The 21,884-nt window shown below is 59.1% G+C and carries 15 protein-coding genes and 2 pseudogenes; 3 read left to right on the top strand and 14 right to left on the bottom strand.

All coding sequences use genetic code 11. The features are described from left to right. Position 1 precedes the first annotated feature (1 nt). Positions 2-190 carry a cellulose biosynthesis protein BcsR gene (gene bcsR, locus HMPREF3142_RS10760; RefSeq protein WP_002921513.1) on the bottom strand — a complete coding sequence of 63 codons (189 nt, stop codon included), beginning with the start codon at positions 188-190 and terminating at the stop codon, positions 2-4. Positions 191-358: 168 nt separating this feature from the next. Between bcsR and bcsE the strand changes: the two genes are divergently transcribed. The 3 genes from bcsE to bcsG are packed head-to-tail and all read left to right on the top strand — an operon-like array spanning position 359 to position 3,785. Continuing rightward, positions 359-1,912 carry a cellulose biosynthesis protein BcsE gene (bcsE, locus tag HMPREF3142_RS10755; RefSeq protein ID WP_012967088.1) on the top strand — a complete coding sequence of 518 codons (1,554 nt, stop codon included), beginning with the start codon at positions 359-361 and terminating at the stop codon, positions 1,910-1,912. After that, complete coding sequence (bcsF, locus tag HMPREF3142_RS10750) at positions 1,912-2,109, top strand: cellulose biosynthesis protein BcsF (RefSeq protein ID WP_008806912.1); 198 nt, start codon at positions 1,912-1,914, stop codon at positions 2,107-2,109. Before bcsE ends, bcsF begins: the two co-directional genes overlap by 1 nt. Beyond that, positions 2,106-3,785, top strand: coding sequence for a cellulose biosynthesis protein BcsG (gene bcsG, locus HMPREF3142_RS10745; RefSeq protein WP_070612064.1), 1,680 nt, complete (start codon positions 2,106-2,108; stop codon positions 3,783-3,785). Before bcsF ends, bcsG begins: the two co-directional genes overlap by 4 nt. Positions 3,786-3,892: 107 nt before the next feature. Here the strand turns inward: bcsG and HMPREF3142_RS10740 are convergent, their stop codons facing one another. The 13 genes and pseudogenes from HMPREF3142_RS10740 to dppA form a co-directional block, all read right to left on the bottom strand. Further along, positions 3,893-4,894: a glycosyl hydrolase family 8 gene (locus HMPREF3142_RS10740; RefSeq protein ID WP_012967086.1), complete on the bottom strand. Its 1,002-nt coding sequence runs from the start codon at positions 4,892-4,894 to the stop codon at positions 3,893-3,895. 11 nt (positions 4,895-4,905) lie between these two features. Further along, positions 4,906-5,382, bottom strand: a complete 477-nt coding sequence (gene bcsD / locus HMPREF3142_RS10735; RefSeq protein WP_008806909.1) for a cellulose biosynthesis protein BcsD — start codon at positions 5,380-5,382, stop codon at positions 4,906-4,908. After that, complete coding sequence (locus HMPREF3142_RS10730) at positions 5,382-9,434, bottom strand: cellulose biosynthesis protein BcsC (protein WP_070612063.1); 4,053 nt, start codon at positions 9,432-9,434, stop codon at positions 5,382-5,384. Before HMPREF3142_RS10730 ends, bcsD begins: the two co-directional genes overlap by 1 nt. Continuing rightward, positions 9,434-11,866, bottom strand: coding sequence for a cellulose biosynthesis cyclic di-GMP-binding regulatory protein BcsB (gene bcsB, locus HMPREF3142_RS10725; RefSeq protein WP_070612062.1), 2,433 nt, complete (start codon positions 11,864-11,866; stop codon positions 9,434-9,436). The genes HMPREF3142_RS10730 and bcsB overlap by 1 nt, the downstream gene beginning before the upstream one ends. Next, positions 11,863-13,974 (bottom strand): UDP-forming cellulose synthase catalytic subunit, encoded by a 2,112-nt coding sequence (gene bcsA / locus HMPREF3142_RS10720; RefSeq protein ID WP_008806906.1) that lies wholly within the window; start codon positions 13,972-13,974, stop codon positions 11,863-11,865. The genes bcsB and bcsA overlap by 4 nt, the downstream gene beginning before the upstream one ends. 19 nt (positions 13,975-13,993) lie before the next feature. Further along, positions 13,994-14,786 (bottom strand): annotated as a pseudogene (locus HMPREF3142_RS10715) (cellulose synthase operon protein YhjQ/BcsQ). Position 14,787: 1 nt separating this feature from the next. Then, positions 14,788-15,324: a cellulose biosynthesis protein BcsO gene (bcsO, locus tag HMPREF3142_RS10710; protein WP_016161937.1), complete on the bottom strand. Its 537-nt coding sequence runs from the start codon at positions 15,322-15,324 to the stop codon at positions 14,788-14,790. Positions 15,325-15,640: 316 nt separating this feature from the next. Beyond that, positions 15,641-15,814: pseudogene (locus tag HMPREF3142_RS29400) on the bottom strand (hypothetical protein); the annotation flags it as partial. A gap of 24 nt (positions 15,815-15,838) precedes the next feature. Then, positions 15,839-16,852, bottom strand: coding sequence for a dipeptide ABC transporter ATP-binding subunit DppF (gene dppF / locus HMPREF3142_RS10705; protein WP_008806903.1), 1,014 nt, complete (start codon positions 16,850-16,852; stop codon positions 15,839-15,841). Beyond that, positions 16,849-17,832, bottom strand: a complete 984-nt coding sequence (gene dppD / locus HMPREF3142_RS10700) for a dipeptide ABC transporter ATP-binding protein (RefSeq protein WP_012540347.1) — start codon at positions 17,830-17,832, stop codon at positions 16,849-16,851. The genes dppF and dppD overlap by 4 nt, the downstream gene beginning before the upstream one ends. Positions 17,833-17,842: 10 nt before the next feature. Further along, on the bottom strand, positions 17,843-18,745 hold the full coding sequence (gene dppC / locus HMPREF3142_RS10695) for a dipeptide ABC transporter permease DppC (RefSeq protein WP_012967081.1): 903 nt from the start codon (positions 18,743-18,745) through the stop codon (positions 17,843-17,845). A 9-nt stretch (positions 18,746-18,754) separates the two neighbouring features. Beyond that, positions 18,755-19,774 carry a dipeptide ABC transporter permease DppB gene (gene dppB, locus HMPREF3142_RS10690; RefSeq protein WP_008806900.1) on the bottom strand — a complete coding sequence of 340 codons (1,020 nt, stop codon included), beginning with the start codon at positions 19,772-19,774 and terminating at the stop codon, positions 18,755-18,757. A gap of 134 nt (positions 19,775-19,908) precedes the next feature. After that, positions 19,909-21,516, bottom strand: a complete 1,608-nt coding sequence (gene dppA / locus HMPREF3142_RS10685; RefSeq protein WP_012540345.1) for a dipeptide ABC transporter periplasmic-binding protein DppA — start codon at positions 21,514-21,516, stop codon at positions 19,909-19,911. Between the last annotated feature and the right edge of the window lie 368 nt (positions 21,517-21,884).

Below are 21,884 nucleotides of genomic sequence, written 5' to 3'. Positions count from 1 at the left end.
CTTATTTTTTCTCTGCAAACTCTGCCAGTAACGGCCAGCGCTTCAGCGCCGCATTCAGCTGCTCGCGCCGGGAAATATCATGATAATCAATATCCGGCAGGGAAAATGCCCGGCTTAGCGCCAGAAAATCATTTTGAAAGGTGTACCCCAGCGTGGCGTCCGTGGGTACTGCAGGATCTTTTGCTGGCATATCTCTGTCCGTTTGAAATTTATTATTAAACCAGAGGACGAATACAGCGCATCCTTAAAAGCAGGTGTACATGCTAAAACTGATGACCTTTAATTTCAATGTTAGGTTTACTCTGCCGGTTTCGCTAGTAAACTTATCCAGTGTCAATCAGGGCGCACGAGGGATGCCGTGGATAGTGTATTTACTTTGGGTATTTCATCATTATGGGATGAAGTGTGCCATATGCCGGTCGGTGGGGTATGGTGGCTCAACGTTGACCGTTATACCGATGCCGTCAGTCTGTTTAATCAGACGCTGGCCGCGCAGGCGAAAAACAGCAAGATCGCCGCGCTGGTAATGGGAGACAAACCTAATAATATCATTTCATTAGATAATGAAGGTGGCCCGGATAATATCGCGCTGTTCACCCTGCCGAATCGTCCGGAAGCCCTGGAAGAAATACATCGTGATTTAGTCTGCTCCCTCGAACCTGGCAATTACTTGTTTATTCTGCTATGCGCTGAAAATACCTGGCAAAATATAAATAAAGATAAGCTATGCGCGTGGGTGGAAAAGACCAGCCGCTGGGCGCAATATCACCGTTGCGCTTTCCTGGCGATCAATTCCGCCCAGGATATCGATCGACAGCTCACCCCATTATTACGCGAGTACCGTTCCCTTTCCGGCCTGGCAAGTATTCGTTACCAGGGCGACCGGCATCTCTTTGATATTGCCTGGTGGGGAAGCGACAAAGGCATCAGCGCTCAGCAGCAGCTGATGGTCCAACACGATGATGCCGGCTGGCGGCTGGCGCAGGAGGCTGAAACCAACGTTCAGCCACGTAGTGATGAGAAGGTGATCCTCAGCAATATGCGCGTGCTGGAAGGCGCCCCGCCGCTGTCGGAATACTGGACCCTGTTCGATACCAACGACGAGGTTTTCAACGCCGGGCGCACCGCACAAGCGGCCACGGTACTTTTCTCCATCACCCAGAATACGCAAATTGAACAGCTGGGCCGCTATATTCATACCCTGCGTCGCCAGCGCGGTACGGCGCTGAAAATTATTGTCCGTGAACAAACGCCCAGCCTGCGCGCGACGGATGAGCGGCTACTGCTTAGCAGCGGCGCCAGTCTGGTGATCCCCAGCAGCGCGTCGCTCTCCCGCTGCCTGACGCTGATCGAAAGCGTGCAGAACCAAAAATTCTCCCGCCATATTCCGGAGGATTTCGCCACGCTGTTGACCTGGAGCCAGCCGTTAAAGCTGCGCGGCTACCAGAAGTGGGATGCTTTCTGCGAAGCGGTACAGAACGTGATGGCCAATACCCTCCTGCCCGCCGATAGCAAAGGCGTGATGGTGGCCCTGCGCCCGGCGCCAGGGCTGCGCGTTGAGCAGGCGCTGACGTTATGCAAACCCAACCGGATGGGCGATATCATGACCATCGGCAATAACCGGCTGGTGCTGTTTTTGTCGTTTTGCCGGATTAATGACCTCGATACCGCGCTAAACCACATTTTCCCGCTGCCGACCGGCGATATTTTTTCTAACCGCATGGTGTGGTTTGAAGACAAGCAGATCCTCTCGGAAATCGTGATCATGCGCGGCGTCGAGCCGGCGCGCTGGAACACGCCGCTGCCGCTGTCGGTGGGTAAAAACGAGACCATCAACGCCACCCACGATGGACGCCACTGGCGACGCTACCCCGAGCCACACCGGTTAACCACCCGCGAGGAGCAAGCCTGATGATGTCTATCGCCGATATTCTGCAACTGGTGGTGCTCTGCGCCCTGCTGTTTTTTCCGCTGGGCTACCTGACGCGCCATTACCAGCGCCGTATTCGCACGACGTTAAGATTGATGTTCTTTAAACCCCGTTACGTGAAACCGGCAGGCGTATTACGCCGGGGAGCCACGGTTAAGCAAGGCAAAGCGAACAAATGACAAACACTAAACCGACCGCGACACCGCTTCCGCTCTGGCAGTACTGGCGCGGCCTTGGCGGCTGGAACTTCTACTTTCTGGTCAAATTTGCCCTGCTGTGGGCCGGGTATCTCAATTTCCACCCGATGCTGAACCTGGTGTTTCTCGCCTTTCTGCTGGTGCCGATCCCGCGCGAAAAGCTACACCGTATCCGCCACTGGATCGCTATTCCGCTCGGCTTCGCGCTGTTCTGGCACGATACCTGGCTGCCCGGTCCGGAGACGCTTCTTAGCCAGGGTTCGCAAATCGCCGGCTTCAGCGCCAGCTATATCTGGGATCTGATCGTCCGGTTTATTAACTGGAGCATGGTCGGCGCCTTCTTTGTTTTACTGGTCCTGTGGCTGTTTATCAGTCAGTGGCTGCGCGTCACCGTGTTTGTCTCCGCGATGGTCGTCTGGCTGGCGGTCAGCCCGCTGCTGCCAGCCTTTACCCTATGGCCCGCCGGTCAGCCCACCACGGCCGCCGCCACGACCGCGCCGGCCAATACCGGGGCCAACGCCGCCGCTGGCACCGCGACCAGCCCCGCCAGCAGCGATATTCCACCGCAGACCGAGCCGCCGACGTCAGCCAATCTCACCAACTGGCTGAACGGTTTCTATGCCGCCGAGCAGAAGCGCAAAACGCCGTTCACGGACCAGCTGCCGGCGGATGCCCAGCCGTTTGACCTGCTGGTGATCAATATCTGCTCGCTCTCCTGGTCGGATATTGAAGCCGCCGGTCTGATGGACCATCCGCTGTGGAAGCATTTCGATATTGTCTTCAAAAACTTTAACTCCGCGACCTCCTACAGCGGCCCGGCGGCGGTGCGCCTGCTGCGCGCCAGCTGCGGCCAGCTGTCGCATACCAACCTGTATCAGCCGTCCGGCGCCGATTGCTACCTGTTTGAAAACCTGGCGAAACTCGGCTTCAACCAGCAGCTGATGCTCGGCCATAACGGTCTGTTCGGCGACTTCCTGAAAGAACTGCGTTCGCTGGGCGGCATGCAGAGCCCGCTGATGGACCAGACCGGATTGCCGGTCAGCCTGCAGGCGTTTGACGGCTCCCCGGTGTATGAGGATCTGGCGGTCCTCAACCGCTGGCTGAAGACCGAAGAGGCCAGCAGCAATCCGCGGAGCGCCACCTTCTATAACACCCTGCCGCTGCATGACGGCAACCACTTCCCGGGGCAAAGCAAAACCGCAGACTACAAAGTGCGGGCGCAGAAGCTGTTTGATGACCTGGATAACTTCTTCACCGAGCTGGAGAAATCGGGGCGGAAAGTGATGGTGGTGGTGGTGCCGGAACACGGCGGCGCGCTGAAGGGCGATAAGATGCAGGTCTCTGGCCTGCGCGATATCCCGAGCCCGTCGATCACGAACGTCCCGACGGCGGTAAAATTCTTCGGCATGAAAGCGCCGCATGAAGGGGCGCCGATTATCATCGATCAGCCCAGCAGTTACCTGGCGGTGTCGGAGCTGGTGGTGCGTGCCCTCGACGGCAAAATGTTCAGCGAGGACAGCGTCAACTGGCAGCAGTATGTCGCAAACCTGCCGCAGAGCGCAGCGGTGTCCGAAAACGCCAACGCCATCGTCATCCAGTATCAGGGCAAGCCTTATGTCCAGCTGAATGGCGGTAGCTGGGTGCCTTATCCGCAATAAGCGACAAGGCCGCCCAAACTGGCGGCCTTACATCGTGAGACGTTCCCATTCTCCCTTCCCCACCCGCATGCCTACGGGCGGGGAAGGCGGCAAATCAATCACCGTCTCTAACGCTGATCCTGTTTCGCCAGCCAGACCAACTGCTTGAGGCTGGCAGAGTAATAATCATCCTTGTCGTCAATCTGCGGCGCCTCCTGCGGTTCACCCAGCGTCAGATCGCGCACCGCCAGCAGACCGCCGGCCATATACCAGGGGGCCACCTCGTTGGTGCTGACGTTGATCCACGCCGGGGTTTGCAGACGCGGGTAACTCTGCATCCAGGCCTTCCACGGCGCGAGCAAAGCGCTTTGCGGATCGGCCCACGAGAGATACAGCGGGATACGAATCGCATCGAAACTCATCCGCGGCGGCCACTCTTTGGCTGGCAGCATCTTGCCATCCGCCCGCAGCGCCACCCAGTCGCTGGGCAGGTGTGATTTCCCCCACCCCATCTGCCCCAGCAGCGCCTGTCCGTCGGTCTGCAATGTCCGCCAGGCGGTCAGATGCGTCCGCTCCGCGAAGGCGCGCCAGGCCGGAAAGATGAAATAGGAGGGATTAAGGTTCAGATGGTCGTTGAGATTGAACCCTTTCACGCCCGGGAGCATCACCTGACGACCGGCGAAGGTCACCACCGTATATTTCAGCAGGGAGGCGGTGATGGCATCCGAGGCAATCGCGTAGCGCTTGTCCTGCCACTGCTTTTGCGCACGCAACAGCGCCCAGGCGATCAGAGTATCGCCATCAGAGGCGTTGTTTTTATCGGCGATAGGGTCCGGCGCCACCGGGTTATAACGCCAGTAAAACAGCCCGTTAGACTTATCGCGCAGGGTGCTGTCCGTCCACTGCCACAGCTTGTCGAACGCCGGGCGATCGTTATTCGCCACCGCCAGGAGCATGGCAAAGCCCTGACCTTCCGTATGCGACACATTGCCATTGGCGGTATCAATGATACGGCCGTCCGGCATCATAAAACGGGCCTTATAGCGCTCCCAGGCCGTATCCGCCCACGCCCGGGGCACCAGCATCACTGCCGTTGTCACTATCACCGCCACTAAAGCACGCAGGGGCATACATTCACTCATTATGGATGGTAGTAAAGAAACTGAACGTCAGAGACAGAGAACACCCGCTCACGTTGTAAAACGACATGAGCACTGCCTCCCTGACTCTGCAGCCAGCGAGAATATAACCCCTCCAGTATGGCACAGAACGCGTTGCACCAACGCACGCGTCCCGCGTCGTCCCGGCTGACCGGCAACGCCTGATGGCGCAGGCGCAGGCCATCCTCACCGACATCAATCGTCACCACGCCCCAGTGGAAATGGGTCAGCAGCCGGTTGATATTCGCCTCCAGCTCTCCCACCGTCTCCGACGCCGGCAGCGGATGGGTCTCCGCCAGCGAGGCGCCCATCTGACGCAGGAAGGGCTGGCTTTCCAGCTCGCCGGCATTATTTAACATACCTTCGACCATAATCACCAACAGATCGAACCATCCGGCAGGCGTCTGCTGCTGCTGGAACCAGGTCGTGACCACCGGGTTATTGTTCTCCGTCATCATCAATGATCTCCCAACATATAGCGGATATAGAGCCCGGCGGTACTTTCGTTATAATCCCCGAAGGTGTCATAGCCAATCTGGCCCCCCAGCGTCATCTGTTTGTTAACCTTGTAGTCCGCCCCGGCGCGCAGGGTATAGCCGATGCCGCTCTTCGAGGTCGCGGAATAGTAGGCTTCCTTGGCAAACCCATTGCTCACCGCCGTTTCCAGGGTTTGCTGCCACTCCGAATTGGTCGGGAAATAGGCGCTCTTATCCTGACTGTAAGACTGGTACCCCACCGAGCCGCCAAGCTTCATGGTCCAGTTATCATATTTCTCCGTCAGACTGACCGGCAGCGACACGCTGACGTAGTTTTGCGGGCTAAAGTAGCCCCCCTGGCCATAGGTGAAGTAGCTGAGGTTCTTGGAATAATCCATATAGCTCATGCTCAACCCGGTCTGCAACTGGCGGTATTCGTCATGATAGGGCCGCAGATAGACCCCGGCATTGGCGTTAATGCTGGTGTTGCTGGCGACGTTCTGCCCCAGATAGCTGTATCCGCCACCGCCGACATAGAAGCCCGCGTCGCCGTCGTCATAGCTCAGCTGCAGGGTGCCGCCGTTTTTCGTCACCTGCCCCCAGGTTTTACCGGAATAGGCGTCTTTCAGACCAACGTAAGAAAGCAGGCTGTCGGTCAGTGAGCGGCGTTCGCCGGTCAGGATCAGCGACAGGTAGTTGCTCAGCTTAGGCGACCATTTCACCCCGCCGACAACGGTATTGAGATCCTGGCCCAGCGGCGTGCTGCCAATGTCGACGCGATAATCGTCACCGCTTAACGCCAGCGCCAGCTCGACGCCGTTAGCCTTCTGCGAATCGGTTGAGCCGCTGGTCTGGTCAACGTTCGGCTTAAGGCTGGAAGAGGCCAGATAGCTGGCGACCTGTCCCGAATCATAGCTCCCGAGCTTCGCCAGGTTTTCCATCCCGCTGCTGGTGGTCGGATTGAAATCTGCCGCATTCAGGGTGCCCAGGCCGCTTAAGGCTTCGGCCCCCGGATTGCTGGCAAAATAGGCCGTCCGCTCCGCCTCGGTCATCGAGGCGATCGCCGCCTGCTCGCTGGTGGCGGTACTCACCATATTGGAGACCGCATTAGCCAGCGGGTTGGCGCCGTAGCGACGCCAGGCGTCGCCGCTGGCGGTTCCGGCGTTCAACGACACCGGGGTGACGGTAAAGTCAAAGCGCGAATCGCCAAATGGCGAAGAAGACCAGGTCAGCGGCGTCCGGAGCTCCGTCAGCTTGCTGGTACCCGATTCGCCGTCGCGCCCGCGCACGTCCATACCGCCCTGCAGCCAGCTGCCGGTTTTCTCCTGCAGCGACTCCATCATGGTGTCCACCTGGCGCAGCATCCGCGTCTCGGCGGTGTCCACTGGCAGATCGGGGCGCTGGATCCCCGGCAGCGTGGAACCGGGCGCGGCGGCCGACTGGGCGACCTGCCACGGCATATACTGCCCGTAGGCGGAGGCCGTTCGCGTCGGCGCCGACGTTTGCGACACGCCGATGAAGGGGTTATCCGCCGCCAGCACCCCGCCGACGGTTGGCGTTTCGCTGCTGTTGGTGCTTTGCATACCCAGCAGTTTGCCGCGGGCGCTACGCAGGTAGGTCATCGCCTGCTGATGATGGCCCTGCGCCTCTGCGACTCTCGCCAGCAGCAGTAAGCGATCCGGGGAGTTATCCTGGCGCAAACCGCCGGCCAGCTGTTCGGCACGATCGTTGTTCCCCGCCGACAGCGCCACGTCGATGGCCCCGGCGCGCGCGTCCTGGTTCGGCGTATCGCGCGTCATCAGGTAGTCATAGACCACCCCGGCCTCTTTGTTCATTTTGCCGCTCTGGTACAACCGCGCCATCGCGAACATCAGATCGGTATTCTGCGGATCGCTTTGCATGGCGCGGATCAGCTTGTCATACGCCGCAGCGTAATTGCCCTGCTCGCGCAGGCGATCGGCTTCGTTGATCACATAGCCGTTGCGAATACTCGCCAGCTGCGTCGGCGTACTGCTGGCCTGCAGCTGCGGATTGCTGAGCAGGTTCTGCGCCTCGCCGGTCAGCCCGGCCTGATTCAGCACCGCAATCTGATCGGCGTAATCACCGGCGTTGCCGGACACCCCGCTGCTGATATTGTTGCGCACCAGCGAGACCGCGGTGGTCAGGTCGCCGCTCTCGGCCAGGAGCCGCGCCAGCTTTCCGGCGTCCGCCGGGGCTTTCGGCGGCGTGGAGGCCATCGCCCGCAGGGTATTGCTGGCGGCAGTGCGGTTGCCCTGCGCCAGATAGTTTTCGGCGGTCGCCAGCTGCAGGTTGTAGTTCACCCGCTGGCGTAAATCGCGCATGTCGCTGGTCTGGCTGCCGCCGGGAATGCGCGCCAGCAGCGTCTGCGCCTGCTGCCAGGCGCCGTTTTCGCTGGCAAACAGGGCGGCGGCATACAGCGCATTGTTGCTGGCGCCGGGGCGATAGGCCGCCGACATCAGCGAAGAGGCCTCGCTACCGTTACCCGATTTTTGCAACAGCCGGGCCAGATCAAGGCGCAGCCAGGGATCGTCCGGATAACGGGCGACGCCTTCGCGCAGAGTGGCAATCGCGCCGGCTGGATTACCGCTGCTGACCTGCGCCTGGGCCTGACGGCGCACGGCATCGCCCGGCATACCGGCCACCACCCGCGGCTGCAGTTTTTGCTGCAGGCTCTGCGGGAGCGTCTGCAGCATCGCCTGCGCCTCGGCGGATTTATTCTGCTCGCGCAGCACGTAATAGAGGTTTTCCCGCCCCGCCGCGTTCTGCGGATCGTCGCTTAACAGCGAGCGTAGCGTTTGCTCCGCCTGGGGCAAATCTTTGTTATGCCGCAGCACATCGGCGCGGAACAGCTTCGCCGAGGCGCCCCGCGCCCCGCTCTGCTGCGCCAGCGGCGCGGAGAGCGCCAGCGCCTGACTAATATTGCCCTGCTTATAGGCCTGCTGCGCCTGCGCCAGCTGGCCGTAGAACAGCGCATCGGCCGCCTGCTGACGACGGGTCGCCGAGGCGTCGCCGCCGAGATCCGCCGCCCGGCTCAGATACTGCGACGCGGCCTGGTAGTCGCCGCTGCGCTGCGCGATATAGCCCATGCCCGCCAGCGCATCGGCATCCTGCGGGTTGGTCTGCAGCACCTCTTCAAATTGCTGCTTCGCGGCGGCGGTATTGCCGCTGTTGAGATTGGCATAGCCCTGGCCGCGCGCCTGACCGCTGCGCCGTTCGCGAAAGTAATTCTGAACTTCGCTATCCTGCGGATGCCGCTGCATCCAGGTATCGTAATACTGCTCATCCCCGGCCTGCGGGCCCAGCCAGAGCAGCGCCTGACGCAAGCCGCTGTCCGCCTCTTTATTGCCGCTGGCCATCGGCTCAAGCAGAGCGATCCCTTCCCGGCGGGTCTCTTCCCGCCAGGTTAAGGCTTTGCCCAGCGCCACCCGCGGGGCGTTCTCCTGCGGATGCTGGGCCACGTACTGGCGCAGTTCGCTGATGGCCTGCGGATAAAGCGATTTGTCGCTGGCCATGGTCAGGTAATATTCCGCCGCCAGCCCGGCAGGCGGCGTATTGCCATTAAACATGCTGCGCCAGGTCGCCAGCGCCCCGGGAATATTGCCGCCGCGCGCCTGCTGGCGGGCCAGGCTGAGCTGCCCCTGCGGCACCTGCGACATCTTTTTAGCGTTGTCTAAATCCTGCAGCCCCGGGCTGTCCGGCGCCGCTTTCGCCAGCCGGGCGCGCCACTGCGCCGCCGCCTGCATATCGCCACCCTGCTGCGACCAGAGCGCCATCAGATACAGCGCCTGGGTGTTATTGGCATCGACCGAAAGCACCTTCTGCAGGGACTCCATCGCCAGTTCGTCATGGGATTTCTCATGCCAGTAGTTGGCCTGGGCGAACAGCGCCTGCAGCGCCGCGTCGTTACCTGCCGCCAGCGCGCCGCCAGAAGCACCGAGAGTCAACGCGCCGGTGAGGCAGAACGTCGTGAGCCGGCGGGAGGTTTTCATCGTTATTGTTATCTTTCTTTTCATTAGTTATCCCCCGAACCCAGACGCTTACGGGCATGACGTTTAAACATCGCGGTCAGCGCCAGTCCCATTATCGAGGTGGCAATCAGCCCCAGCACCGCCAGGAAACCGGAATGCTGGCTGGCATACCAGACAGCCATCATGTACCACGGCATCTGACCGCTGGGGAACGGCGTGCTGACCTGGAAGCTGCGCACCCCGTTATCACTGGTGATCACCGCGGTATCGCCACGGATCCCGGCGTTGATACGCGGCGAGTCCAGATCGGTCTTCAATCGCGCCAGCTGGTCATCATTGCTGGCCATCGCCACCACCACCAGGCGAGTCGCGTTCCACGGCGAACGATAGCTGATGAACCCGCGCCAGGCGCTGCTGGACGAGAAGTAGCGATCGGCATCGAGGCTGGCCGAGGTCCAGTCGCCGGTGAGCCGACGCTGCACTTTTTGCCACAGGTCAGGCTCACGGACGCTCAGTGTGTTATCCACCGGACGATACGGTGAATCAGCCAGCAGGCTCTGGTTAAAGGCCTGCTGATCGAGAGCGGTGACTGCCAGCACGTCACGTTCGCGCAGCGACTGCAGATCCGCGCCACCGGTCGGCATCCCGAGCACGACGCGGTTATTCGCCAGCGCAGTGCCGGTCGCATTTCCGGAGCGCGCCGCCAGATTCAGCAGGGTGGCCACCTGGGTCTCAGACGGGTCCGCCGGCAGCATAAGCGTCGTTTGCGAATAGTCCGCCAGTCGCGAGAAAGGGAATGAGGCGCCAACGAAATAGGAGAGGTTTGGCAGCAGCGAGAAGTGTCGCGTTTTGCTCAAATCAATCCAGGAATCGTCAGTGATCCGGCTCTTGATATTGTTATTCAGCAGTACCGAGCACGGAACATCATCCTTCGGCACCACATTGAAGTACATCGACAGCTGGTTATCGCCGTAGATCAGATAGGGCGCCAGCGGGATGGTAAAGCGCTCCTGGCGCGCATCGCCCCCGAGGTGGCGCCAGACTTTCTCCAGCGGCCCCTGCTTGTTCATCGCCAGGTTATTGAGGAAGGTACCGTTGAGCGTGACGCTCAGCAGGGACTTGTCCTCATTAATCCAGCTTTCCGATGGGAAGCGGTAGCCAACCTGTAGCGGGATCGTCTCGCCATCCCAGAGATAGAGGTCGGGCGCGGCGCGAAAGGCGATACGTAAAGGCTCATGCCAGACGCCGCTGACGGTCGGGCTTTGATCCTTACGCAACAGTTCGCTGAGCTTGACCGGACGATCGGTGGGGATCCAGCGCGGCGCATCGTACGCTTTACCAACCGGGATGGTCTGCGGTTCGACATCCTGCGTCGCGGTTTGCGGGGCGAAGTTGCCGCGGGTCAACCGCCAGGCGGCCATGCGCAGCGCCATATCGTTTTTACCGACAATCAGCAGCAGTTTGTAGGCCGGATTGGCAGGGTTAGCGATGACGCGCAGCAGCGGTTTATCGGTTTCCGGCAGCGTCATGCCGCCCACCTGCTCGCCCGGATGGCCAATCACAATACCATGGCGTTCCGGCAGGCGATCGCGCAGGGCGCTGAAGGCGATGCCGCGATAGTCCGCCTGGATACCCAGCCATGAAGAGACCAGCGCCGCGGCGCTGAAGACGTCAGCTGAGGGCTTCGCCCCATAGGCGACCGCGATGTCCGCCGGGGTCATCTGCATGCTGTCAAAGAAGGGGCGTGGGAAGTGGCTCAGGTCGTCGCTGATGTTCAGTTGCTGGCTTTCCCAGCTGAAATGCGACGTGGGCAGCACCGTCACCCGCGATGAATCATGAATGTCACGCTGGCACTGCAGGGTATCGCCATCGTTGATCTTCACGCTCAGGTTATTGCTGGAGACCATCAGCGCAGGCGGAATATCCAGCTGATAATGGGAGACATCCTCGCCATCAGCACCCAACGGCAGGGTGCCGAGGGGCTGACCGTTGAGCATCAGTTGCAGGGTGGCGTTGCGGCTCGCCATTTCCGGCGATACGCGGACGGCAAGGCTGAGCTGGGAATGGATCACCACCTGGTCGGAAGGCAGCGTAAAGCTAACGCCCCCCTGCCGCTGGCCGCCGCTGAGGATAATGCCATCCGGCATCCCCATTTGCGCCAGATTCAGATCGCCTCCCCAAACCGGGGCGACGGGGATGACATCGGGCGCAACCGTGTCGCTCACCGGCGGGGTTACTGCGGGCATCTCAGGCACAGGCGTTGTCAACGCCGCATCGCCTGCGGGGGCGGGCGCTACCGCTGGCGTGGCCTCTTCCGGAGCGGCCGCCGGAGGTTCGTCACCGGGCTCATTGTCCGCCGCGCCGTTGAGCTGCGGAAAACTCAGCGGAGCTGAAGCGCCAGTAGCCGGCTCTTCACTGTGCAGCGCAGGCGCAGAGAACATCCCCGCCAGCAGCGCCAGCGTCGTTAATCGCTTCATAACGTCCCATCCTCCTGCGCCGTTTTCGCCACAGCCGTCCGGCTGCGCTGGCTGCGACGGGTTTTCCACGTCAACCAGAACAGTTCGAACACGCAGCGCAAAATGGTGAAGAAGGAGCGGAACGGGTTATCCTGCGGGCGCGGCGGATTAATCCAGGCATCCGCGCGGGCCAGCACCACCCGCACCAGTTCACGGCGGCGCGAGAGAGGAATATCTTCATCAAACTTGAGGCGCAGGAAGCGCTCGTCTGAGGTGACCAGCTGAGCCGGAATGGAGATAGCCCCGGACTGCAGGATCAGCTCAATCTCTTCGATATCATCCTCCAGATGGCGCATATCCGGCGCGGCCACGCGGCAGCCGCCCATCGACAGGTCCGCGGTATGGCTGCGGGAAACGATACCGCTGGCGTAATGGATCACCACCGGAATGTCGACATCGATACGAATGGTTTTTCGCACCTGCCGCGTTTCGCGCGCTACGGCAATCGCCGCCAGCAGGAAGATCAGGCTGTAGATCCCCCACCCGACGTTGAGGGCGATAACGTTGGGATCCGAACCAAAGTAGTCATGGCCTATCGCCCGGACGATGCCGACGACCACCCCCAGGGCCAGCAGGCAGGCCACCACCAGATGCGGCCGCACCACGGTGAAATCGAAGTAACCGACGTCAAGCAGCCCGCCCTTATCGGTAACGTTGAATTTGCCGCGTTTGGGGAAAATCATCGTCACCAGTGTCGGCAGCACCAGGTGGAAGGCCAGCACAATATCGTAGATCTCCCCCCAGAAGCTGTAGCGATAGCGGCCGTTCATTCGCGAACCAACGTAAATAGCGAGGAACAGATGCGGCAGGGCATAGGAGACAATCAGGCTCGCTGAAGAGTAAATAATATTGAGGTTAAACAGCAGATAAGCCAGCGGGGCGGTGACAAACACCACCCTCGGGAGCGCGAACTGGTAGTAGAGCATGGCGCTCAGGTAGCACAAGCGCTGCTGGAAGGTCAGGCCGCGACCAAACAGGGGATTATCGACGCGAAAGATCTGCGTCATCCCGCGCGCCCAGCGGGTTCGCTGGATGACGTGCACCACCAGACGTTCGGTGGCGAGACCAGCCGCCAGCGGAATATCGAGAAAGGCCGACTTCCATCCCAGACGCTGAAACTTCAGCGCCGTATGGGCATCTTCGGTCACCGTTTCGACAGCGAAACCGCCGATCTGCGCCAGCGCCTCGCGGCGGATCACCGCGCAGGAGCCGCAGAAAAAGGTGGCGTTCCAGTTGTCGTTCCCCTGCTGAATCGGGCCATAGAACAACATCCCTTCGTTCGGGATGTTGCGCCCGACGGAGAGGTTACGTTCAAACGGGTCCGGGGAATAGAAATAGTGCGGCGTCTGCACCAGAGCCAGCATCGGATCTTTCAGGAAACCGCCGACGGTGGCCTGCAGGAAGACGCGCGTGGCGACGTGGTCGCAGTCGAAAACGCAGATAAGCTCCCCGTGGGTCAGGGTCAGCGCATGGTTAAGGTTCCCCGCTTTGGCGTGCTTGTTGTCGTTACGGGTGATATAGCCCACGCCGACGTCGGCGGCGAACACGGCAAACTCACTGCGTTTGCCATCATCCAGAAGATAGATCTTCATTTTATCTTTTGGATAATCAATGCATTGTGCCGCCAGGACGGTATCGCGCACCACCTCTAACGGTTCGTTATAGCTCGGGATATAGATATCGACCGTCGGCCACTTACTCATATCATCCGGCAGTGGAACAATGCCGCGCTTCAGCGGCCAGACCGTCTGCAGGTAGTTAAGCAGTAGCATCACCCAGATATAAACTTCCGCCAGAAAGAGTCCCATCCCGAGAATGGCTTCAATGGATGAGTTGAAGTGCAGGGTCTGCGTGAGGCGAAAATACATGTAACGCGTGGACATCAGCAGCGACGTGACGACCATAATGACCGATACGCTGCGGCGCTTGCTGAAGCCCATCAGAAAGAGAATACCGATACTAAGCAGACCAAAAATATACTGCTTTTGGCTGTCCATCGGCGTGATCACCACCAGCACGGCGACGGGAGACAGCACCAGCGCCAGCAACCAAAAAAGAGATTTTTTCATTCAGCAGCCCTGCAATAAGTTAAAGCCCTGACATGCGTGGCTGGCTGTGCACCGTGCCATCGCCAATATGGATACCCAACAGCGAAGATATTTTTTTAGCCATGATTTCAATATCAAAGGCCGCTGCGGAGGAGGCGTTGAAGTCCAGGATCGACTTCTGCGAGGCATTAGCCTCTACCACGCTTTCATCACGATGGATCACGCCAAGCAGTCGCTCGCCCAGTTTCTCTTCCATCAGGCTGGTGACGTCCCGGCTGACCTGGCGACGGCTATCGCTTTGGTTTATGACGAAATAGTGCCCGTGCTTGTGATTCAGCGCCCCGCCGGTCAGGCGCTGCTTTTCCACGTGCGCCAGGGTCGACATTGAGGCGGTATCCGCCAGCAGCGGGATCAGATGCAGATCCGCCAGCCCCGTCAGGGCTTTCAGCGCCGGTGAAGGCCCTGGCGGCATATCGGCGATGGTGATAAGCCCGGGATAGTTGAGCAGCGCCGACAGACCGCGCTGGAGAAAATGGTCATTGTGGGTCAGTTGCTCATCAAACGCCTGACGCTGCGCTTCGCTCACTTCGCCGTAAGGCAGGACGAAAATATTGCTGCCGGCGCTCAGCACACACTGGCTCCAGTCATGCAGTTCCAGCGCCTTCGCCACGTAGCCCCGCTCATCGCTCAACGGCACGCCAAAATGCAAACGCAGCGCATTCTGGACGTCAAAATCCAGCGCCAGGACTTTGCTGCCGGTCCGCGCCAGCGAATAAGCTAAATTGGCCGCAAGGGTCGTTTTCCCCACGCCACCTTTCGGTGAACAGACGCAAATCAACGGCATGTAGCGATCCTTTCCAGAAGAGATTTCAAAGGCTGGTCTTTATTTTTCGCCACCGGCTCCGCGGTTTTTGCCGCGAACAGGTGGGCATAGTTGTCGGCGCCCGGCGCAGGCCGCGGGGCCATCCTCGGCGGCGGGGACATCACCGGTTCAGGTACTGGCGTCGCTGCCAAGGGCTCTGACGTCATCGCCGGCGCCGGAGCGACAGGTTCCGGCATTGCAGGTTCTGCGACCGGCAGTGGGATCGCGGCAATAACTGGGGGGACTGGCGCAACCGGAGGTGATGCTGGCGCGGCGACCACAGGGTCGACACGCTGGAAGAGATCCGCAGGCACGGGCTGCGGCAGCGGCGCGGAGACCGACCCTCCCAGCGCCAGAGAAGCGGGTTTCCCGGCGTCGGGATTCAGCTGATTGAGGATCGCCCAATCCCCATGTTCCCGCGTGGCGGCTTGCGAAGAAAGATCCTGAAATTTGAGGTTTTGCGTCCGCGTTTTTTCTTGAAAGCGCTGCAGATCATCATAATGGTTCATTGATAACCTCATGATTTTAAAAATTTCATATTAAGTTTGTTGTTATTTTCTGGGTATATTAAAAATATCGTGACGCTTCTGGTATGGCAGATAAAGCGCCGGTGGTGACGTACCAATACACACGATTGACAGGGTTATAATAGTTTAGAATTTGATTTTTGGGATGATTCCACGGCAGAAGTATCGCTACACTAACACTTCCCTTTCAGAAGGATAGCCCCATTTTTTAGGTATGCGTACATCCTTAACTCCCGCAACCATCGCGCTTCCCAGTCGTTTTTATATAAAAGTATTACGCCATGATGAAATCATAGCGTCAGTTGAACGAAAGAATAAACCTGAACCATTTTAATTTCTCTTTAATTCTATAAAAATGGACTGAAAGGCTTATTTTTTCGGATAATCGACGAAGAATGCTCCGAGAGTATGGCAGAAACTGCGGTAATAAACGGTGTTGCCAGGTTTCCTCTCCGGCGGAAGAGAAACTCCCGGTCCTGGGACCGGGAGTGTGCCATCAGGCGTGGGGTTTTTGCGGATTCTCATCCTGATCGACGGCAAAGCAGGCTACCAGCTGGCCGCCGTAATCCTTAAGCTGCGGCTGAAGCTGGGTGCAGGGACCAAAGCGTCGACGGCAGCGCGCGTTAAAGGCGCAGCCCGGCGGTGGGTTCAGCGGGCTCGGCAGTTCGCCGGTCAGCTTGATCCGCTCGCGCCGATCGTCCGGATTCAGACGCGGCGTCGCCGACAACAGCGCCTGGGTGTACGGATGACGCGGATTGTTGAAGATCTGGTCCTTGGTGCCCTTCTCCACGCAGCGGCCGAGATACATCACCATCACTTCATCAGCGATGTGCTCGACGACCGACAGGTCGTGGGAGATAAACACGTAGGACAGCCCTAAATCCTGCTGCAGATCCATCATCAGGTTCAGCACCTGGGCACGTACCGAAACGTCCAGCGCGGAAACCGGCTCATCGGCAATCACCACGTCCGGATCCAGCATCAGCCCGCGGGCAATAGCGATACGCTGGCGCTGACCGCCGGAAAACATATGCGGGTAGCGATCGTAATGCTCGGTTTTCAGGCCGACCTTCGCCATCATCGCCAGCGCTTTTTCACGGCGCTGCTCTTTACTCAGGCTGCTGTTAATCAACAGCGGCTCTTCCAGAATCTGCCCCACTTTTTTACGCGGGTTTAGCGAACCATACGGGTTCTGGAACACAATCTGGATTTTCTGCCGCCGGAGCTTCTGCGCCTGCGGGTCGTGCTTAAGCAGATCCTGCCCCTGATAATACAGCTCACCGCCGGTGGGGATCTCAATCATTGTCAGCAGACGACCGAGGGTCGATTTGCCGCAGCCCGACTCTCCCACCACCGCCAGCGTTTTACCACGCTCAAGGGTAAAGGAGACGCCGTCCAGCGCTTTCACCAGTCGTTCCGGGGCGAATATTCCCTTCTTCACCGGGTAGTGTTTTTTCAGATCAATGGCCTGCAACAGCGGTTGTTGCGTGGCGGCCTTTTGCGTACTCATAATCCAGGCCTCCCGGCATCATCGAGTGGGTAGTGACATTTAGACTGACGGCCGCCGGTAAGATCCGCGAGCGCGGGCTCTTCGCTCCGGCATTTATCCGTGGCATAGGGGCAGCGCGGGTTCAGCAGACAGCCGACAGGACGGTCATATTTCCCCGGCACCACGCCCGGCAGCGACGCCAGACGCGCCTTATCCTGGGCGAACTCCGGCAGCGCGCGCAGCAGCGCCTGGGTGTACGGATGACGCGGCGCGCGGAAGATATCCTTCGCATCACCGGTCTCCACCACCTGACCCGCATACATGACGATAATTTTATGCGCCGCCTCGGCCACCAGCGCCAGGTCGTGGGTGATCAGCACCAGCGCCATATTCTCTTGCTGCTGCAACTCCAGCAGCAGCTCGATGATCTGCGCCTGAATAGTCACGTCCAGTGCGGTGGTCGGTTCATCGGCAATCAGCAGTTTTGGCCGACAGGCAATCGCCATCGCGATCATCACGCGCTGACTCATCCCGCCGGAAAGCTGGTGCGGGTAAACGTCGAGCCGCGACGCCGGATCGGGAATGCCCACCAGGTTCAGCAGGTCGATGGCCCGCTGACGGCGAGTTTGCTTATTGCCGCCCTGATGAACTTTGATCGCTTCCATAATCTGGTAGCCGACGGTATAGCACGGATTGAGGCTGGTCATCGGATCCTGGAAGATCATCGCCACTTCCGCCCCCACCAGCTGACGCCGCTCTTTTTCAGAGATGCGCTGCAGGTCGCGGCCATTGAACTCCAGTTTGTCCGCCATCACCCGGCCGGGATAGTCAATCAGGCCCATAATCGCCAGCGAACTGACGGATTTACCGGAACCGGACTCCCCCACAATACCGACCACTTCACCCTGATTCACGCTATAGCTGATGCGGTCTACGGCGCGGAACGGCGCGTTCTCATCGCCGAAATGCACCGATAATTTATCTACATTTAATAACGCCATCTCGAACCTCTTACTGCTTCAGTTTGGGATCGAGCGCGTCACGCAGACCGTCACCCATCAGGTTAAATGCCAGCACCGTCAGCAGGATCGCCACGCCCGGGAAGGTCACCACCCACCAGGCGCTTTGCGCGAACTGCAATACGTCGGAGAGCATGGTGCCCCACTCAGGCGTCGGCGGCTGCGCGCCCATGCCGAGGAACCCCAGCGCTGCCATATCGAGAATGGCGTTAGAAAAGCCCAGCGACGCCTGAACGATCAGCGGCGCGAGACAGTTGGGAAGAATATTGACGAACATCTGGCGCATCGCGCCGGCGCCCGCTACGCGGGAAGCGGTCACGTAGTCGCGGTTGACCTCCACCAGCACCGCGGCGCGCGTCAGACGCACATAGTGCGGGAGCGCCACGAAGGTTAGCGCCAGCGACGCGTTGACGATAGATGGCCCGAAGATAGCCACCAGCACCAGCGCCAGCAGCAGGCTCGGCAGCGCCAGCATAATATCGACGACGCGCATGATGATGGAATCCACCGCCCCGCCGAAATAGCCCGCCACCAGACCGAGCACCACGCCAAGGATCAGCGACAGGACCACCACCAGGCAGCCCACCAGCAGCGACAGGCGGGCGCCGTACATCAGACGCGACAGAATATCGCGGCCCACGTCGTCGGTGCCGAGCAGATGCGCCAGGCTGCCGCCATCCTGCCAGAACGGCGGCGCCAGCAGCGAATCACGGAACTGATCCGCCGGGTTATACGGGGCGAGGAAGTTGGCGAACACCGCGATGATAATCATCACCGCCACGTATACCAGACCGACGACCGCGCCTTTGTTGCGTTTGAAATAGTGCCAGAACTCCTGCAGCGGGGTCATTGGCACCGGTGCAGCAATCGCTTTATTCTCAGAAACTTGTGACATGATGGCCCCTTACTTCTTATGCCGGATACGCGGGTTCACCACGCCATACAGCAGGTCGACCAGCAGGTTGACGAGGATAATCATCGTCGCCACCAGCAGCACCCCGCCCTGCACCACCGGATAATCGCGACGCTGCAGCGCGTCGATCAGCCAGCGGCCTAAACCAGGCCATGAGAAAATGGTTTCCGTCAGGATGGCGCCCGCCAGCAGCGTGCCCACCTGCAGGCCAATGACCGTAACCACTGGCAGCATCGCGTTGCGCAGCGCGTGGACCACAATCACTCGCATCCGGGTCAGCCCTTTGGCGCGCGCGGTACGAATATAGTCTTCGCCGAGCACTTCCAGCATCGACGAACGGGTCATACGCACAATCACCGCCAGCGGGATGGTGCCCAGCACGATAGCTGGCAGGATCATATGCATTAAGGCGTCAATAAAGTCGCCCTGCTCGCCCCAGATGGCGGTGTCGATCAGCATGAAGCCGGTCAGCGGCAGAGTATCGTCAAGGAACACCGTATCGCTGATACGCCCGGAGACCGGCGTCAGATTCAGCTGCACCGAAACTAGCATAATCAGCATCATGCCCCACCAGAAGATAGGCATCGAGTAGCCGGTCAGCGCCAGACCCACGGCGGTGTGGTCAAAGATGGATCCGCGTTTTACCGCAGCCAGCACGCCCACCGGAATACCGACGGCGACAGCGAAAATCATCGCGCAAACGCCCAACTCAAGGGTGGCTTTAAAGCGCGGGACAAACTCTTGCCACACGGGAATGCGGCTTTTCAGCGAGATGCCTAAATCACCGTGCAGTACGCCCCAAATGTAATGGGCATATTGCTGCCACAGCGGCTTATCAAGGCCCATTTCGGCCAGCAGCTGCGCGTGACGCTCGGGGGAAATACCACGTTCACCCGCCATAATCATCACCGGATCGCCGGGGATCATATGGACGAAGGCAAAGGTGAGAAGGGTGATACCGATAAATGTCGGGATGACGAGTCCCAGACGTCGGAGAATAAACTGCAACATAACCCGGATTCTCTCTAGTGACGCCCCGCCTGGCGACAGGGCGTCTGTATTGCTCACAAAAGCATTCCCCGGAATAGCGGGAATACGCCCCCTACCTCTCCCGCGCGGGGAGAGGAGGTCAGGCATCGTGCTTATTATTCGACGGAGACGTTATCGAAGTGGTGTTTGCCCAGCGGATCCACCACATAGCCTTTGACTTCTTTACGCACCGGCTCATAGACGGTGGAGTGGGCGATGATCAGCGCCGGAGCCTGGTCATGCATCACTACCTGAGCCTGTTTGTACAGTTCAATACGCTTGTTGTGGTCGTCGGTAGCGCGGGCCGGCTGAATCAGATCTTCAAACGGCTTATAGCACCAGCGCGAGTAGTTGGAGCCGTCTTTCGCTGCGGCGCAGCTGAACAGGGTCGCGAAGAAGTTATCCGGATCCCCGTTGTCACCGGTCCAGCCCATCATTACGGTCTGGTGCTCGCCCGCTTTCGCCCGCTTCAGATATTCACCCCACTCATAGGTAACAATCTTGGCCTGGACCCCGACTTTCGCCCAGTCAGCCTGGATCATTTCAGCCATACGGCGAGCATTCGGGTTGTACGGACGCTGTACTGGCATTGCCCACAGGTCGATGGTGAAGCCTTTTTCCAGGCCCGCTTCTTTCAGCAGCTGTTTCGCCTTCTCCGGATCGTAGGTGTAGTCCTTAACGTCGTCGTTATAGCCCCACATGGTCGGCGGGATCAGGTTCTTCGCCGCCTGGCCTGCGCCCTGGTAAACGGCTTTGATGATCGCTTCTTTGTTCACCGCGTAGGTCAGCGCCTGACGAACTTTGACGTCGTCCAGCGGTTTCTTCTCGGTGTTGAAGGAGAGATAACCGACGTTCAGGCCCGGCTGTTCCAGCAGGGTAATGTTCTTATCTTCCTTCATGCGCGCGATGTCCGCCGGGTTCGGGTACGGCATCACCTGGCACTCATTTTTCTGCAGTTTGGCATAGCGCACGGAAGCGTCCGGGGTGATGGAGAAGACCAGACGATCGATCTTCGGCTTGGTACCCCAGTAGCCCGGGAAGGCTTTATACAGAATGCGGGAATCTTTCTGGTACTGCAGCAGCTGGAATGGGCCGGTACCGATAGGATTGAGGTCCACTTTTTCCGGCGTGCCGGCTTTCAGCATGTTATCGGCATACTCTTTCGACAGGATAGAGGCGAAGTCCATGGCCAGGTCAGCGAGGAACGGCGCTTCCGGGCGAGTCAGGACGAACTGGACGGTTTTATCGTCCACTTTCTTCACTTCGCTAATCAGGTCCGGTAACCCCATCCCTTCAAAGTATTCATAGCTGCCGCCAGAAACTTTATGGTACGGGTTATTGGTATTCTTCTGGCGATCGAAGGAGAACACGATGTCATCGGCGTTCAGGTCACGGGTGGGTTTGAAGTCTTTATTATCTTGCCACTTCACGCCCTGGCGCAGATGGAAAGTATAGGTTTTGCCATCAGGACTGACTTCCCATTTCTCAGCAAGCCCTGGAATAACTTCCGTGGTACCGGTTTTAAATTCGACCAGGCGGTTATAGATCGGTACGGAACTGGCGTCATAGGTGGTGCCAGAGGTGAAGAGCTGTGGGTTAAAGCCTTCCGGCGAGCCTTCAGAACAATAAACCAGGGTTTTCGCTTGCACGCTGGCGGCGACGGTCATGGCGACCAGGCTCAGACCAAGCTTCAGCATCCCTGATTTCTTCAAGGAAATACTCATTATTCTGCTCCAAAACTGTGATGTTGTTTGCATATATCCGCCGGACCTTTATTTATTTTTATTCGTCCTATTTCAAACAACGGATGCGTTGGCTGCGCTCGATCATCCCAGTCACATCGTTATCTATGCTCAGGGGAGCTCGTACACTTGCCGCCTTTCCGCAGCTCGAACTATTTAGAATATACCCGGTCCAGTCGGTGGTGCCCGAAGGCGTAGAGAGAGATGGGGATTCCTTTCGCAAAAACGACTGAGTTGCAGTACGGATTCTCCATGAAATGCCCCTCATGCCCTACAATCTGTCAACAGAATGGGGAAACGTCAATACAGCCAGCCGGGTTTTACATCCAGCGTGAGAAACGGCAGGCAAA

The sequence above is a fragment of the Klebsiella sp. HMSC16C06 genome (assembly GCF_001808325.1).
GTDB classification, from domain to species: Bacteria; Pseudomonadota; Gammaproteobacteria; order Enterobacterales; family Enterobacteriaceae; genus Klebsiella; species Klebsiella variicola.
The sequence above is the reverse complement of the archived record's forward strand: the minus strand, read 5'-3'. Positions and strand labels throughout refer to the sequence as shown.

Bases quoted from the DNA above. Each gene is read 5' to 3' on its own strand.
- bcsD (WP_008806909.1), bottom strand. From the start codon at position 5,382: ATGATGACGGAGAACAATAACCCGGTGGTCACGACCTGGTTCCAGCAG.
- bcsA (WP_008806906.1), bottom strand. From the start codon at position 13,974: ATGAAAAAATCTCTTTTTTGGTTGCTGGCGCTGGTGCTGTCTCCCGTC.
- bcsF (WP_008806912.1), top strand. From the start codon at position 1,912: ATGATGTCTATCGCCGATATTCTGCAACTGGTGGTGCTCTGCGCCCTG.
- dppF (WP_008806903.1), bottom strand. From the start codon at position 16,852: ATGAGTACGCAAAAGGCCGCCACGCAACAACCGCTGTTGCAGGCCATT.
- bcsG (WP_070612064.1), top strand. From the start codon at position 2,106: ATGACAAACACTAAACCGACCGCGACACCGCTTCCGCTCTGGCAGTAC.
- bcsR (WP_002921513.1), bottom strand. From the start codon at position 190: ATGCCAGCAAAAGATCCTGCAGTACCCACGGACGCCACGCTGGGGTAC.
- dppC (WP_012967081.1), bottom strand. From the start codon at position 18,745: ATGTCACAAGTTTCTGAGAATAAAGCGATTGCTGCACCGGTGCCAATG.
- HMPREF3142_RS10730 (WP_070612063.1), bottom strand. From the start codon at position 9,434: ATGAAAAGAAAGATAACAATAACGATGAAAACCTCCCGCCGGCTCACG.
- dppD (WP_012540347.1), bottom strand. From the start codon at position 17,832: ATGGCGTTATTAAATGTAGATAAATTATCGGTGCATTTCGGCGATGAG.
- bcsO (WP_016161937.1), bottom strand. From the start codon at position 15,324: ATGAACCATTATGATGATCTGCAGCGCTTTCAAGAAAAAACGCGGACG.
- dppA (WP_012540345.1), bottom strand. From the start codon at position 21,516: ATGAGTATTTCCTTGAAGAAATCAGGGATGCTGAAGCTTGGTCTGAGC.
- dppB (WP_008806900.1), bottom strand. From the start codon at position 19,774: ATGTTGCAGTTTATTCTCCGACGTCTGGGACTCGTCATCCCGACATTT.
- HMPREF3142_RS10740 (WP_012967086.1), bottom strand. From the start codon at position 4,894: ATGCCCCTGCGTGCTTTAGTGGCGGTGATAGTGACAACGGCAGTGATG.
- bcsB (WP_070612062.1), bottom strand. From the start codon at position 11,866: ATGAAGCGATTAACGACGCTGGCGCTGCTGGCGGGGATGTTCTCTGCG.